General features: G+C 68.4%; 15 protein-coding genes. 9 read left to right on the top strand and 6 right to left on the bottom strand.

All coding sequences use genetic code 11. The features are described from left to right. Positions 1–137: 137 nt before the first annotated feature. Both AB0J62_RS01680 and AB0J62_RS01675 read right to left on the bottom strand, forming a co-directional pair. Positions 138–1433 (bottom strand): sugar ABC transporter substrate-binding protein, encoded by a 1296-nt coding sequence (locus AB0J62_RS01680; protein ID WP_363863003.1) that lies wholly within the window; start codon positions 1431–1433, stop codon positions 138–140. Between the two features lie 11 nt (positions 1434–1444). Continuing rightward, complete coding sequence (locus tag AB0J62_RS01675) at positions 1445–2506, bottom strand: LacI family DNA-binding transcriptional regulator (protein ID WP_363863000.1); 1062 nt, start codon at positions 2504–2506, stop codon at positions 1445–1447. Between the two features lie 126 nt (positions 2507–2632). Between AB0J62_RS01675 and AB0J62_RS01670 the strand changes: the two genes are divergently transcribed. Continuing rightward, positions 2633–3208, top strand: a complete 576-nt coding sequence (locus AB0J62_RS01670; RefSeq protein WP_363862997.1) for a histidine phosphatase family protein — start codon at positions 2633–2635, stop codon at positions 3206–3208. A gap of 25 nt (positions 3209–3233) precedes the next feature. On the opposite strand, the gene AB0J62_RS01665 is transcribed toward AB0J62_RS01670, so the two are convergent. Continuing rightward, positions 3234–4214, bottom strand: coding sequence for a hypothetical protein (locus tag AB0J62_RS01665; protein ID WP_363862994.1), 981 nt, complete (start codon positions 4212–4214; stop codon positions 3234–3236). A 96-nt stretch (positions 4215–4310) separates the two neighbouring features. Then, positions 4311–4886 (bottom strand): TetR/AcrR family transcriptional regulator, encoded by a 576-nt coding sequence (locus AB0J62_RS01660; RefSeq protein WP_363862991.1) that lies wholly within the window; start codon positions 4884–4886, stop codon positions 4311–4313. Positions 4887–4975: 89 nt separating this feature from the next. Here AB0J62_RS01660 and AB0J62_RS01655 point away from each other — a divergent pair, with 89 nt between their 5' ends. After that, the gene (locus tag AB0J62_RS01655) at positions 4976–5377 is read left to right on the top strand and encodes a DUF4267 domain-containing protein (RefSeq protein ID WP_363862988.1); all 402 of its coding nucleotides are present in this window, start codon (positions 4976–4978) and stop codon (positions 5375–5377) included. Here the strand turns inward: AB0J62_RS01655 and AB0J62_RS01650 are convergent. After that, positions 5353–6108: a GNAT family N-acetyltransferase gene (locus AB0J62_RS01650; protein ID WP_363862985.1), complete on the bottom strand. Its 756-nt coding sequence runs from the start codon at positions 6106–6108 to the stop codon at positions 5353–5355. The two genes, AB0J62_RS01655 and AB0J62_RS01650, sit on opposite strands and share 25 nt — an antisense overlap. 47 nt (positions 6109–6155) lie before the next feature. Beyond that, positions 6156–6554, bottom strand: coding sequence for an NUDIX domain-containing protein (locus AB0J62_RS01645; protein ID WP_363862982.1), 399 nt, complete (start codon positions 6552–6554; stop codon positions 6156–6158). A 266-nt stretch (positions 6555–6820) separates the two neighbouring features. Here AB0J62_RS01645 and AB0J62_RS01640 point away from each other — a divergent pair, with 266 nt between their 5' ends. The 7 genes from AB0J62_RS01640 to AB0J62_RS01610 all read left to right on the top strand — a co-directional run bounded on the left by AB0J62_RS01640 (position 6821) and on the right by AB0J62_RS01610 (position 12918). Then, positions 6821–7702, top strand: coding sequence for a PHP domain-containing protein (locus AB0J62_RS01640; RefSeq protein ID WP_363862979.1), 882 nt, complete (start codon positions 6821–6823; stop codon positions 7700–7702). Further along, a complete protein-coding gene (locus AB0J62_RS01635) occupies positions 7699–8316 on the top strand; it encodes a MarC family protein (protein ID WP_350862031.1) in 618 nt (205 codons plus the stop codon). Before AB0J62_RS01640 ends, AB0J62_RS01635 begins: the two co-directional genes overlap by 4 nt. Before the next feature lie 10 nt (positions 8317–8326). Continuing rightward, positions 8327–9208, top strand: coding sequence for a PD-(D/E)XK nuclease family protein (locus tag AB0J62_RS01630; protein WP_363865128.1), 882 nt, complete (start codon positions 8327–8329; stop codon positions 9206–9208). Positions 9209–9285: 77 nt separating this feature from the next. After that, the gene (locus tag AB0J62_RS01625; protein WP_363862975.1) at positions 9286–10125 is read left to right on the top strand and encodes an alpha/beta hydrolase; all 840 of its coding nucleotides are present in this window, start codon (positions 9286–9288) and stop codon (positions 10123–10125) included. Positions 10126–10357: 232 nt separating this feature from the next. Continuing rightward, positions 10358–11155: an ABC-2 family transporter protein gene (locus tag AB0J62_RS01620; protein ID WP_363862972.1), complete on the top strand. Its 798-nt coding sequence runs from the start codon at positions 10358–10360 to the stop codon at positions 11153–11155. Further along, positions 11148–11963 carry an ABC transporter permease gene (locus AB0J62_RS01615; RefSeq protein WP_363862969.1) on the top strand — a complete coding sequence of 272 codons (816 nt, stop codon included), beginning with the start codon at positions 11148–11150 and terminating at the stop codon, positions 11961–11963. The genes AB0J62_RS01620 and AB0J62_RS01615 overlap by 8 nt, the downstream gene beginning before the upstream one ends. A gap of 1 nt (position 11964) precedes the next feature. Further along, positions 11965–12918: an ATP-binding cassette domain-containing protein gene (locus AB0J62_RS01610; protein ID WP_363862966.1), complete on the top strand. Its 954-nt coding sequence runs from the start codon at positions 11965–11967 to the stop codon at positions 12916–12918. Positions 12919–12920 lie beyond the last annotated feature (2 nt).

The following is a 12920-nucleotide window of genomic DNA, read 5'->3' as shown; positions in this document are numbered from 1 at the left end:
TCCGGCCTCCGGCCGGGCTCCTGGGCCACCTGCTCCGGCCTCCGGCCGGGCTCCCGGCTCTGCCGTCGCTCCGGCTTCTTCTCCCGCTCGCCCGCCGGGCCGCAGGCCCGGCGGGCGAGCGGTTTCTTTGGAGCTCATCAGCTACCGCCGGCGCCGATCTGCGTTGCTTTTGTCTGGATGGCTTTTGCGGTGTCTGCGGGGGACTGGCCGGCCTTGATCATCTTTTCGATTTCGGAGTCGAACTGGGCGGCGATCTGCTCCCAGTTGACGATGGCCGGCGGTGCCTTCGCGTCGTCGAGTTGCTTGCCGAAGACCGGCAGCAGCGGGTCGGACGCGATGCTCGGGTCCTGCCACGCGCTCTTCACCGCCGGCAGGTCCGACGACATCTTGAACCACGACGCCTGCGTCTTCGCGTCCGACAGCCACTTGACCAGCTTCCAGGCGCTGTCCTTGTTCTTCGACGACTTGAACACGACGAAGTCCGACCCACCGACGAACGACGTCGCGGTCTTGTTCTTCGGCAACTGGAACACGCCGATGTTCGGCTTGATCGCGTCCCCGCCCGCCTTCGCCACGGACCCGGCCATCCACGGACCGGAGATGAACATCGGCACCTGCCCGTTCACGAACTGCGCCTCGGTCTGGTTCGGCGGCAGGTCCGTCCCGGCGAGCTTGTCGGTGAAGAAGCTCTGGTAGTACTTGAGCCCCTCCTGCATCTCGGGCGTGTCGAACGTGAAGGACTTCTGGTCGTCACTGGTGATGTTCGCCCCGGCCGACCACGCGAACGGCATCACGGTCTGCCAGGACCCGGTACCGCCCGGCTGCAGGTTGATCCCGTACTTCGCGCCGGCCTTGTCCTTCATCGCCTTCGCCATCGCCTTCAGCCCGTCCCAGTCGGTCGGGGGAGTGCTGAAACCGGCCTTCGCGGCGAGATCCTTGCGATAGAACACCAGCCGCGTCTCGACGTACCAGGGAACGCCGTACTGCGTCCCGCCGACCTTCGTCGTGTCCAGCGCACCCGGGTAGAAGCCCGAGTTGTCGAAGCCCTGCGGCGTCGGGTCGAGCGCGCCGAGGTCGGCGAACTCACCCATCCAGGTTGTGCCGACCATCGCGGCGTCCGGCAGCGTGTTCGCGGTGATCGCGGTGGTGAACTTGCTGTGCGCCGCGTCCCACGGGATCGGCGTGACGGTCACGTTCACGCCCGGGTTGGCCTGTTTGAACTGCTCCATCAGTTTGGGCAGGTTCTCGCCCTCGGTGCCCATCGCCCAGATCGTCAGGTTCCCGGTCGCGGGTCCTTGGCTGACGGTCGTCGTAGCCTGTGAGCCCGCGTCGGGGGAGTCGCTCGACCGGCCGCAACCGGCGAGCGCCAGCGCGGTGGCGGTGAGCGCAGCGCTGCCGATCACCAGCCGGCGGCGGATGCTGTGGGTGAACATCTGTTGTCTCCTCACTCGATTACTTGTCTCATGCGGCCCCGCCCCTCCGCCCCGGTCAGGCCCCGGTTCGTGCCGCAGCTGTCCCGCAGCACGAGTTGTGTCGCCAGTACGTCGTTCCGTGCGCGCGACCGTTCTCCGGTCACCCGTTCGTGCAGGCGCTGCGCCGCCAACCGCCCCAGTTCGGCCATCGGCTGCCGCACCGTCGTCAACCCAGGCGACACGTACCGAGCCGCCATCACGTCGTCCCATCCCGTCACCACAACGTCGTCGGGGACCCCGACCCCGTTGGCCGCCAACACACTCATCGCGGCCAACGCCAACTCGTCGTTCGCACACACCAGCCCGTCGGGCCGCGAACCGCTTGCCTGTAGCAACTGCTCGGCGACCGCCCGCCCGGACTCCTCTGTCAGCGGAACCTGGACCGGCTTCGGCACCTGCAGCCCGCGGGCCTCGAGCGCCTTCGCGAATCCGGCGTACCGCTCGGTGACGTCGTACCCGCTGGACGGGTCGCCGACGAAGCGCAGGTTGGTGCGGCCGTGGTCCAGCAGTCGTGTGGTCAGTGCCTGAGCGCTTCCCGCCGACTCGGTGCGGACCGAGTCGCAGCTGCGGAGGGGAGGATGGGCGATCAGCACCAACGGCACCCCGGCCTTCTGCAGCGCCTGGATCGTCGGCAGTTCGAGAGCGTTGCCGTGGACAACTATCCCGTCGACCCGGCCGGCCAGATCCATCACACTGCGCCGCGGATCCGGGTTGCCGTGCGTCACGGTGATGATCACGCTCTGACCGTGCTCGCCGACCCAGCGCTCGTACCCCATCAGCAGATCCCCGTAGAACGGACCGGCGAGGTCCGGCAGCACGAGCCCGTGTGCCTCGTGCCGTTGTACGGCGAGACTCCGCGCGGCCCGCAACGGTACGTAGTTGAGCTCCTGAGCCGCCTGGTCCACCCGGGCCCGTGCCTTCGCCGAAACCGGTCCGGTCCCTTGCAGGACACGCGAAACCGTCGCGATCGACAGCTTCGCGAGGGCGGCGACGTCGTAGATCGTCGCCGGCCGGCCGGTGGGTCCGGATGCCACGGTGCTCACTCCTGGGAGGAAACTGGGAGAAAGTGGAAGCGCTTACAGTTTCGATACCCTGCCCTGGATCGTTCAAACGGTCAAGGGCTCACGCGTCGTCGGCCGACGGTCTGCGAGGATGCAAGCGTGACCACACAGGAGCGGGACGACCGGGTCTTCCTGGTTCGGCACGGCGAGACCGAATGGAGCAGATCGGGTCGGCACACGTCCGTCACCGATCTCCCGCTGACACCCGAGGGCGAGCGTGTCGCGGCGGGTCTGAAGGAGCGCCTCGCGGGGGAGTCGTTCGACCTGGTGCTGACCTCACCGCGGCAGCGCGCGCGGCGTACGGCGGAACTAGCCGGCTACCCCGACGCCGAGGTAGACGACGACCTGGTCGAGTGGAACTACGGCGACTACGAAGGCATCACCACCGCGGAGATCCGCAAGACCGTCCCGGGCTGGACGGTATGGGACGATCCGGTACCCAACGGCGAAACGCCTGCCGAGATCACCGCGCGCCTGGACCGGGTGGTCGCCCGCATGGCCGCCGTGCCGGGAGATGTCCTGGTCTTCGGCCACTCACACGCACTGCGCGGCCTAACCGCACGTTGGCTGGAACTCGACGTCACCGAAGGCCGTCACTTCGTCCTCAACACCGCCACGCTCTCGACCCTCGGCTGGGAACGAGGCTCGCCTGCCATCCTGCAGTGGAACAGCTAGGCACCTTCGCGGAACTTTTCCCGCACTACCTGGCAGAAATGTTCCGGAGATCCACGACGGGACAGGTTGGGGAGCATGGGCCGGCGGTGAGGAACGGATTCGTCCGGCGGAGCACTCGAAGGACCTGTACGGCGGCCTCGCACGGGCGATTGGTGACGTCGAACCAGCCGTAGCGCAGCGTCGCCTCGGCGCGCAATGTTGCGCGGTTGTCCCGGTCGAGGTCCCGCCACCGTTGCCGCGGCACGAGATGCAGGCGCCCATCGAGCTCCACCACCAGATTGAATCCGGCGTAGAAGACGTCGGTGAACTCGCCGTCCACCGCGCGTTGCCGTTGCCCGCGCGGCAGGCTGTGCCGGCGTTCGACGTCCCGCAGGTAGCGGATCTCGAGCAGCGAGTGTGATCCGGCAACCACATCGGCGATGATCGGCCGCAGCTTGCCGCGGTGCCGCAGCCGCGGGCGATCGGCCAGCGAGCTCAGAATGTCCGCCGGAACCACCCGGCCGCTCTGGCACGCCTCGGCGATCACCGCGGCGGCGTGGTCGAGCGATGAACTGATACCAACGATGTCGAGGACGGCGTCCGCTGGGGTGCGCCGGGGTGGGGCGACCGGCGCGAGTCGATCGGCCCAGTGCTGGTCGCGGTGCACGACGATCCCGGGCCGCGGCCGGACCTTCCGGCGCTCCGGAACAGTGACGAAGACGGGTCGATGGGCGTCCGGTTTCAGCAGACCGAGTTGCTCCGCGGCGGTGTAGTGGCTCCACGCTGCCTCCGGTCCGGCGTACAGCAGCGCGGCCAGCAAGCGTTCACCGTATCCGATCGGTCCGGTGTGGGTGACGTAGACGCCGGGATGAACGGTCCGCCAGCGTCGGTTCCGTAGCGGTCTGCGAATGCGGTGCTCCGGCCAGGCAGCAGCGAGCAGCTGGGCTCGCGAGACGATCTGCCCTTGCTCGTGGATCAACTCGTCGATCCCCTTGTCGCGCAACGGCCCGCTCCACCACCACTCCACCCGCCCCAGGATGACGGATTCCGCGCGCTCTCGCCGTGGGCCCTGTGGACAACGTCGCCGACGCTTGATTCCCGGAAGTTTTTCGGCAGCGGACGGCTATTTGTTTCCGATGAAACGGCTGACGAGGGTTTGGAGGCGCGCCTGGCGGTGGGTGGGGCGGAGGCGGCGGCCGTGCGTGAGGGTGGCGATGCCGTGAAGGGCGCTCCAGAAGACCTCGGTGAGGCTTTCCGGGTCGTCAGTCGCGAACGGCTCGACCGCGGCGCGGATCTGGTTGAAGGCGTCCGTGAGCGCGGGTGGAGTGTCGGCCGCACCGAACTGCAGGTCGGTCCGGCGGACGAACATCGCCTCGTAGACGGCCGGGTGCTGGTCGGCGTACTCGAGATAGGCGTACGCAAGCGCGCGCAGTCCGGCCGTGTCGTCCGTCGCGCTCGAGCGCGCGGCGCGGAAGACCTCGGTCAGCTCCGCGATGCCTTCCAGGGCGACCGCGTCGGCGATCGCGTCCATGTTCTTGAAGTGGCCGTAGAGGACGGGCTGGCTGTAGTCGACGGCTTCGGCCAGCCGGCGGGTGGTGACGGCGTCCCAGCCCTCGGACTCGGCGAGGTCGCGGGCGGCGCGCAGGATCAGCGTACGGCGCTCCTCGCGAGCCCGCTCGCGGCGTGTCTGGGTCGGCATGCACTGAATCCTAGCACTGCTAGACAATCTAGCAACGGCAGTGTTAGCGTTGCTAGGAAAGTTAGCAACGCTAGAGCAAGGAGCATCCCATGCGCCGCTTCACAACCGTCCTGACCGTTCTGCTCGGCCTCTTCCCGCTCACCTTCGGCACGCGGTTCCTGTTCGACGGGCCCGCCGCCGGAGCCGGGTACGGCATCACGGCCGCCGCCGGCGGCTTCTTCGTCGCGAAGGGCATCCGCGACATCGTTCTCGGCCTGACCCTGCTCGCGCTGTTCGCGCTCAAGCAGCGCCGCGCCACTGGCGTACTGATGGCGATCAGCACACTCGTCCCGATCGTGGACATGATCACGGTCCTGAGCCACGGCGGCACGGTCGCCACCGCGCTCGGCATCCACGGCCTGACCGCGCTCGTGATGCTCTTCGACGCGTCCCTCCTGCTCCGCGAGCGCCGTACCGTCGAGGCTCCTCAGCCCGTCGGGGTCCACTCGTAGAGCTCGATCGTGCAGTACTCCCGGAACCCGAGCCGCTCGTACACCGACCGCCCGGCCGGCGACGATCCCAGTACGGCGTACTCCGCGCTCGCGTCGCGAAGTGCGCCGTACGTGATCGCTGCCCCGATCCCGCGGCGGCGTACCTCTGGAACAGTCATCACGAAGTACAAGCCGGCCACGCCCGCTCCGAGGAAGACTGTCGCGGTGGCGACCGGCTCACCGTCGAGCCACCCGATGTAGTGCTGCCAAGGGTCGTCGTACCCGAGCCTCTGGTAGACCGACGCCACCCATCGGGCCTCGCGCTCACCTTCGCCGAATCCGCGGCCGAGCGTCGCCTCCCACACCGCCAAAGCGTCGTCATCACCAACCCGCCTCAGCGACAACCCGGGCACCTCGGCCGGAACCAGCTCGTCGATCCGCACCGCCATCCCCGGCTCCGCGCCGGCCGCCACAAAGCCTGCCGCCTCGATCGCTTCACGCGGGATGGGCATCGACGGACCGGCATGCCAACAGCCCGGCACCTCGTGTTTCCTCAGCAAAGCCAGGGATTCCGCGGCCGCACGTACGTCGGACGCCGCCACGACCGCGTTGTGGTAATCGATGGGCGACCCTCCGATCGTCCACCGCGCGACGGCGTCGTCCCGCTGCTCGCCGCCACCCGCAGCGCCCATCGCCATCAGCAAGTCGGCTGCGTTGTCCTCGATCGCCCGCACCAGCTCAGCGTCGTCCATCCGGTCAGTCTGGCCCTCACGCGAAGCCGGCGCTCAGCATTTACTGATCAGCCGGGTAGCGCGTTCCACTGGTCCAGCGTGGAAACGAGCAGCGTTGCGGTGGACAACGCCAGGAACTCGGACCGCGTGACGTAGCGAACGTCCGAGGCATCGTCACCCGCGGTGAGCGTTCCGCCGACAGCCGTGGCCTCGTAGTCGCGGATCACATAGAGCTTTCCCTGGGGACCGGGCCGTTCGACCTCGCCTACCAGGTCCCCGACCTCGACGGTCAGACCGGTCTCCTCGGCGACCTCGCGGGCGACGGCCGTGGGGTCGTCCTCACCTGGTTCGACCCGGCCGCCCGGAATCGACCACAGCCCCCGGCCCGGCTCGTGCGCCCGCTTCACCACGAGCAGCCGGCGCTCCTCGTCGTACACGAGGGCTCCCACACAGTCGACGCGCTCCATGCACCCGAAGGTTAGCGTCCCGTGCGCGATCTGGCCCGGCGCTACCGACGCCCAGGCACGCACCTCGCGGCACTTGGCCAGCGCCCACGATGCTCCGCATCGAGGCCACTGCCCAAGCACCCCGATGCACGCACCTGGACGCCGCTATCACTCGGGCCAGATCGCGCACGGGACGCTGGTGTTCTGTGCATAAGTGCCAGGGCTCATCGGTGAACGCCTATAGCATCAGCGGTGACAACTGACCGGCGAAGGGACCCGTAGACCTCGTGCGCATCGACCTGCACACCCACTCGAACCGCTCGGACGGCACCGATCCGGTGCCCGTTCTGATGACGCACGCGCAGCAGGCGGGGCTCGATGTGATCGCGCTCACCGACCACGACACGGCCGACGGCTGGGTCGAGGCCCGGCAGGCCGCGGAGGAGCTGGGGATCGGGTTCGTGCCGGGGCTCGAGATCTCGTGCAAACTCACCGGGATCAGCGTCCACCTGCTCGCGTACCTGCCCGACCCGTCCTACCCGCCGTTGGCGAAGGACCTGCAGGTGATCCGCGACGGCCGCACCGAGCGGATCCCGACGATCGTGGCCCGGTTGAACAGCATCGGCGTACCGCTGACCGTCGAGGAAGTGCTGGCCCAGGCGACCGGTACGCCGTCGGTCGGTCGGCCGCACGTCGCCGACGCGCTGGTCGCCAACGGCACGGTCGCGAACCGCACCGAGGCCTTCGACCTGTATCTGGCCGACGGCCGCGCCGGACACGTCTCGCACTACGCCCTCGAGCCCGGCCACGCGATCGATCTGGTCCGCGAGGCCGGCGGAGTGCCCGTGATCGCGCATCCGTGGGGCCGGTCCAGCTACAAGGTGATGACCGAGGAGAACCTGGCCAAGCTGGTCACGGACCACGGCCTGGCCGGTATCGAGGTCGACCACCAGGACCACTCGCCCGAATCCCGGACCGCGTTGCGCGCGATCGCCCGCAACCTGGGCATCTTCTACACCGGCTCCAGCGATCATCACGGCGCCGGGAAGATCGACCACGAGCTGGGCGTCAACAGCACCGAGCCGGAGCAGTTGGAGCGGCTCCTCGAGACAGCGAAGAACAACGCGGCGGCCTCCGGTGCACAGGTTCCCGAGGCCTACCTTCCGTGAACAGCGTCATCAACGCGGGTCTGTTCAGCTCGGTCTTCGTCACGCTGTTCGTGATCATGGACCCGCCGGGCACCGTGCCGGTATTCATCTCGCTCACCGCCGGTCAGTCCCGCGCGGCGCGGAAGAAGGCCGCGTGGCAGGCGGTGCTGGTCGCGTTCGGCGTGATCGTGGTGTTCGCGGCGTTCGGTCAGCAGATCCTGCAGCACCTCGGCATCACGCTGCCCGCGCTGCAGTGTGCCGGCGGTCTGCTGCTCCTGCTGATCGCGCTGCAGTTGCTGACCGACACGGCCGAGGACCCGGTCCAGACCAAGAACGTGAACATCGCCTTCGTCCCACTCGGCACGCCGCTGCTCGCCGGACCGGGTGCGATCGTCGCGACGATGGTGTTCGTGCAGCGCGCGAACGGATCGCTGCCGGACGTGGTGGCGATCTCGGTCGGCATCGTCGCGATCCACATCGTGATGTGGCTGACGCTGCGGTTCTCCGGCATCATCATGCGGATCCTCGGCGAGAACGGCGTCCTGCTCGTCACCCGGATCGCCGGTCTGCTGCTGAGCGCGATCGCCGTACAGCTCGTGGCCGACGCTGTCGCGGACTTCATCAAGGCGGGCTGACGTGAACGACATGCTTCCCGGGATGCCGACGCGGCTGTTCGTCGCGACGCCGACCAAGCTGCTGACGTTCGCGGACTGCAAGCGCAGGTACCGCTACACCTACCTCGAGACCCCGCGCCCGCCGAAGGGTCCGCCCTGGGCGCACAACACCGTCGGTGCGATCGTCCACGAAGTGCTCGCCGACTTCTTCGGGCGCTGGCCGGCGGCCCGTCGTACGCCGGACGAGGTCGTCGCGAAGATGCGATCGAGCTGGCGCAGCGAGGGGTTCCGCGACGAGCAGCAGTCACTGGACTGGCGCGATCGCTCGACCGAGATGGTCCTCGGCTATCTGCGCGACACCGACCCGTACTACGAGCCGCGCGGAGTGGAGCGCACTGTTGCCTTCACCACCGAGCGGGCGTCGTTGCGCGGACGGGTCGACCGGATCGACGAACGCCCGGCCCGCGACGGCAGCGGCGGGACCGAGCTGGCGATCGTCGACTACAAGACCGGTCGGCGGCCGCTGACCGCTGTCGATGCGCGGTCGTCGTTGGCGATGGCTCTCTACGTCCTCGGAGCCCGCCGCGTCCTGCACAAACCCTGCACTCGCGTCGAGCTCCACCATCTCCCGACCAACACCGTCGCCGCGGCCGACCACGACGAGGCGTCCCTCGGCCGCCACCAGCGCCGCGCCGAGTCCATGGCCGACGACGCCGCAGCCGCCGAGGCCCGGTGGCGCGAAGGCCTGACCCCCGCCGAGGCCGACGAGGCCTTCCCACCCGAGCCGTCCGCGCTCTGCGGCTGGTGCGACTTCGCCAGGATCTGCCCCCAAGGCCGCCGCGAATCCCCACCCCGCGACCCCTGGTCCGGCCTCGACGAAGGCAACCAACTCCCGATGGAAGACGCCGGCTGACTCGTCGTGTCAGTGACGTGTGCGTGTGGTGCCAGCGGTGCGGTGGACCCTGAGGGTGGATGAAAGGGGTTCGCGTGATGGGTGCGAAGACTGTGAACAAGCTGTCGGTGCCGGGGGCAACGCTGCATTACGAGGTCGCCGGCTCGGGGCCGGTGCTGCTGCTGATCGCCGGCGACGGAGCCGATGCCGGCGTGTTCTCGGGGATGGTCGGGCAGCTCGCGGCGGAGTACACGGTCGTGACGTACGACCCGCGGGGCAACTCCCGCAGTCGGTACGACGGTGACGCGACGGACGAACGTGTCCGGCAATCGGCCGAGGATGCGCTCGCGCTGATCGACGCGGTCGCTGGCCACGAGCCGGCGTACGTCTTCGGCAGCAGCTCCGGCGCGATCACCGGCCTCGAGTTGATCACGCGGTTCCCGGACCGGGTCCGCATGCTCGTCGCGCACGAGCCGCCGTGCACCGAGGTGCTGCCGGACGCGGACGACGCGCGGGCGTTCTTCGGCGAGGTGTACGAGACCTACCGCACGGACGGGCTGACCGCTGCCGACGTCGTCTTCATGATGGGCACCGGGATGGACGGCGACGCGATGCCGCCGCTGGAGGACCTGTTGCCGGAGTACCGCGAGCTCGCCGAGCGGATGCAGGCGAACGCGGCCAACTTCTACGAGCACAAGCTGTTGCCGTTCACCCGCTACGAGCCCGACCTGGATGCGCTGAAGCGGGTCGCGGACCGGATCGTCCCGGCGGCCGGGCTGGACTCGCACGCGCACCTGCCGGGGCGGCCGATCGAGACCATCGCGAACCACCTCGGCTGGCCCGTGGTGCTGTTCCCCGGCGGGCACGGCGGTTACTCGAGCCACCCGGGTCCGTTCGCCACCCACCTGGCTCATCTGCTCAAGACCGACACGGTTTAACCTGCGGCCACCGGTCCGGGTGCGAGTCTGAGGGGTCTCGCACCCGGACCGGTTATTTGTGTTGACGCCTCCGCGGACCGCGGCGTAGGGTCCCTTCCCTGCCTTGACAATCGGCGTGGTTCAACCATGCCTTCACAGTGGTGTCCGTACCCCCGGGTCCTGACGGATCCGGGGCGGTTTGGCGTGCCGCTGTGCTCTCGGACATCACCGCAAGTGCGAGAGGAGGTCTGTAATGGGCGTGTATTGGGCGATCGCAGTGCGTTCCTTCCGGCGGTTCGCGACGTACCGGATCGCCACCGTGTCCGGCACGTTCACGAACTCGGTGTTCGGATTCATCCTGTGCGGCATCTACCTGACGCTGTGGCACGAGCGCCCCGGCCTGGGCGGGTACGACGTCGACGACGCGCTGACGTTCGTGTGGCTGCAGCAGGGACTGCTGATGTCGGTCGGGATCTGGGGCGCCACGACGACGAGTGAACTCGGGGAGCGGGTCCGCAGCGGTGAGATCGCCGTGGATCTGTACCGGCCGACGCATCTTCTGCTGTGGTGGCTGTCGGTCGACCTCGGGCGGGCGCTGTTCCAGTTGCTGGCGCGTGGCGGGGTGCCGTTGCTGGTCGGAGCGCTGGTCTTCGACCTCAAGTTCCCGGCGACGCCGGCGGCGTGGCTCGCGGTCGCGGCCGGTGTGTTCCTGGCAATCCTGATCAGCTTCGCGATCCGTTACCTGGTCGCGCTGTCCGGGTTCTGGATCACCGACACGCGGGGTATGGAGCAGCTCGCCCTGGTGCTGGCGACCTTCTTCTCGGGGATGGTGCTGCCGCTGGTGGTGTTCCCGGGCTGGATCGGAGAGGTTGCCCGGGCGACGCCGTGGGCGGCGACGATGCAGGTGCCGATCGACATCTGGCTCGGCCGGAACCCCGGCGGGGCGGGTCCGGCGCTGCTCTTCCAGCTGGGCTGGATCGCGGTGCTGTTCCTGTTCGCGCTGCTGGTGACGTCGGTGGCGACCCGCAAGGTGGTGATCCAGGGTGGTTGAGCGCGTGCTCCAGGCGCCTTCGCAGTACTGGATGCTGATCATGATGTGGGTGCGGTCCTCGATGGCGTACCCGGCGTCGTTCTTCCTGATGCTGTTCAGCTCGATGGTGCTGACGGTGATGGACTTCGTCGCGATCGTGCTGATGTTCAGCCACATCTCGTCGTTCGGCGGGTTCTCGCTGGCGGAGATGGCGTTGCTCTACGCAACGGCCTCGATGACGCTGGGGATCGCGGACCTGTTCACCGGGTCGATCGAGCGGGTCGGGGAGCGGATCCGGACCGGGACGTTCGACGCGTACCTGATCCGGCCGGTGCCTGCTTTCCTGCAGACCGCGGCCGACGGGTTCGCGCTGCGGCGGCTCGGCCGGCCGGTGCAGGCGCTGGTCGTGATGGTGTTCGCGTTCAGCCGGCTCGACGTCGACTGGACAGTTGCCCGCGGCCTCATGTTGGCGGTGTCGATCGTGGCCGGATCGGTGATCTTCGGCGCGATCTTCGTGCTCGGCGCCGCGTTCCAGTTCGTGTCGGTGGATTCCGCGGAGCTGGCCAACTCGTTCACCTACGGCGGGCAGACGCTGACGCAGTACCCGCTGGCGGTTTTCGGGAAGGAGATCGTGCGGGCCGTGACGTTCGTCGTACCGCTTGCCTTTGTCAACTACTACCCGGTGCTGTTCCTGCTGGGTAAGCCGGCCCCGCTGGGGCTGCCGTCCTGGATCGGATTGCTGTCACCGCTGGTCGCGGTCGTCATGGTCGCGCTCGCGTCGCTGGCCTGGCGCGGCGGTCTTCGTCGCTATCGCAGTACAGGGAGCTGAGATGTCTGTCATCGAGTTGTCGGATGTGTCGCGGGCCTTCACGGTCACGTCACGCGCCGGGTTGCGGCGTACGAGACGTGAGGTGCGCGCGGTCGACGGGATGTCGTTCACCGTCGAGCCGGGGGAGGTGATGGGCTACATCGGCCCGAACGGCGCCGGGAAGTCCACCACGATCAAGATGCTGACCGGGATCCTGGTGCCGTCGGGCGGCTCGATCCGGGTTGCCGGCGTGGATCCGTCACGGAACCGGTTGAAGCTGGCGAAGCGGATCGGCGTGGTGTTCGGGCAGCGTACGACGTTGTGGTGGGACCTGCCGTTGAAGGATTCGTTCGCGGTCCTGCAGAAGATGTACGGCGTCCCGATGGCTCGTCACCGCGAGAACCTGGCGACCTTCGTGGAGCTGCTGGATCTCGGCGATCTGCTCGACGTACCCGTTCGCCAACTGTCGCTGGGGCAGCGGATGCGCGGCGACATCGCGGCCGCTCTGCTGCACGATCCCGAGATCGTCTACCTCGACGAGCCCACCATCGGCCTGGACGTGATCAGCAAGGCCCGGCTCCGCGAGTTCCTCGCCGAGATCAACGCGGACCGGCGTACGACGATCATCCTCACCACCCACGACCTCGACGACATCGAGGCCCTCTGCACCAGGGTCATGGTCATCGACCACGGCCACCAGATCTTCGACGGCACCCTCGACGGCCTGAGGTCCAGCCAGTCCGCCCCCCGCACCCTGGTCGTCGACCTCGCAACCTCGCTCCCACCCATCGCCGTAGAAGGCGCCACCGTCACCAAGGTCGACGGCCCCCGCCAGCACCTGACATTCCCACCCACCACCAGCGCCGCCCCCCTCCTGGCCCAGATCGCCGCCAACTACCCCCTGGTCGACCTCTCCGTAGCCGAACCCACCATCGAATCCGTCATCACCCAGCTCTACGCCCCAGCCTCTTCGTAGCC

The sequence above is a fragment of the Kribbella sp. NPDC049584 genome (assembly GCF_040675555.1).
Classification (GTDB): domain Bacteria; phylum Actinomycetota; class Actinomycetes; order Propionibacteriales; family Kribbellaceae; genus Kribbella.
The sequence above is the reverse complement of the archived record's forward strand: the minus strand, read 5'-3'. Positions and strand labels throughout refer to the sequence as shown.

What these genes read in the sequence shown, in the direction of transcription:
- AB0J62_RS01680 (WP_363863003.1), bottom strand. Translation starts at nt 1,433, where the DNA reads ATGTTCACCCACAGCATCCGCCGCCGGCTGGTGATCGGCAGCGCTGCG.
- AB0J62_RS01660 (WP_363862991.1), bottom strand. Translation starts at nt 4,886, where the DNA reads ATGCCGACCCAGACACGCCGCGAGCGGGCTCGCGAGGAGCGCCGTACG.
- AB0J62_RS01655 (WP_363862988.1), top strand. Translation starts at nt 4,976, where the DNA reads ATGCGCCGCTTCACAACCGTCCTGACCGTTCTGCTCGGCCTCTTCCCG.
- AB0J62_RS01650 (WP_363862985.1), bottom strand. Translation starts at nt 6,108, where the DNA reads ATGGACGACGCTGAGCTGGTGCGGGCGATCGAGGACAACGCAGCCGAC.
- AB0J62_RS01645 (WP_363862982.1), bottom strand. Translation starts at nt 6,554, where the DNA reads ATGGAGCGCGTCGACTGTGTGGGAGCCCTCGTGTACGACGAGGAGCGC.
- AB0J62_RS01630 (WP_363865128.1), top strand. Translation starts at nt 8,327, where the DNA reads ATGCTTCCCGGGATGCCGACGCGGCTGTTCGTCGCGACGCCGACCAAG.
- AB0J62_RS01625 (WP_363862975.1), top strand. Translation starts at nt 9,286, where the DNA reads ATGGGTGCGAAGACTGTGAACAAGCTGTCGGTGCCGGGGGCAACGCTG.
- AB0J62_RS01620 (WP_363862972.1), top strand. Translation starts at nt 10,358, where the DNA reads ATGGGCGTGTATTGGGCGATCGCAGTGCGTTCCTTCCGGCGGTTCGCG.
- AB0J62_RS01610 (WP_363862966.1), top strand. Translation starts at nt 11,965, where the DNA reads ATGTCTGTCATCGAGTTGTCGGATGTGTCGCGGGCCTTCACGGTCACG.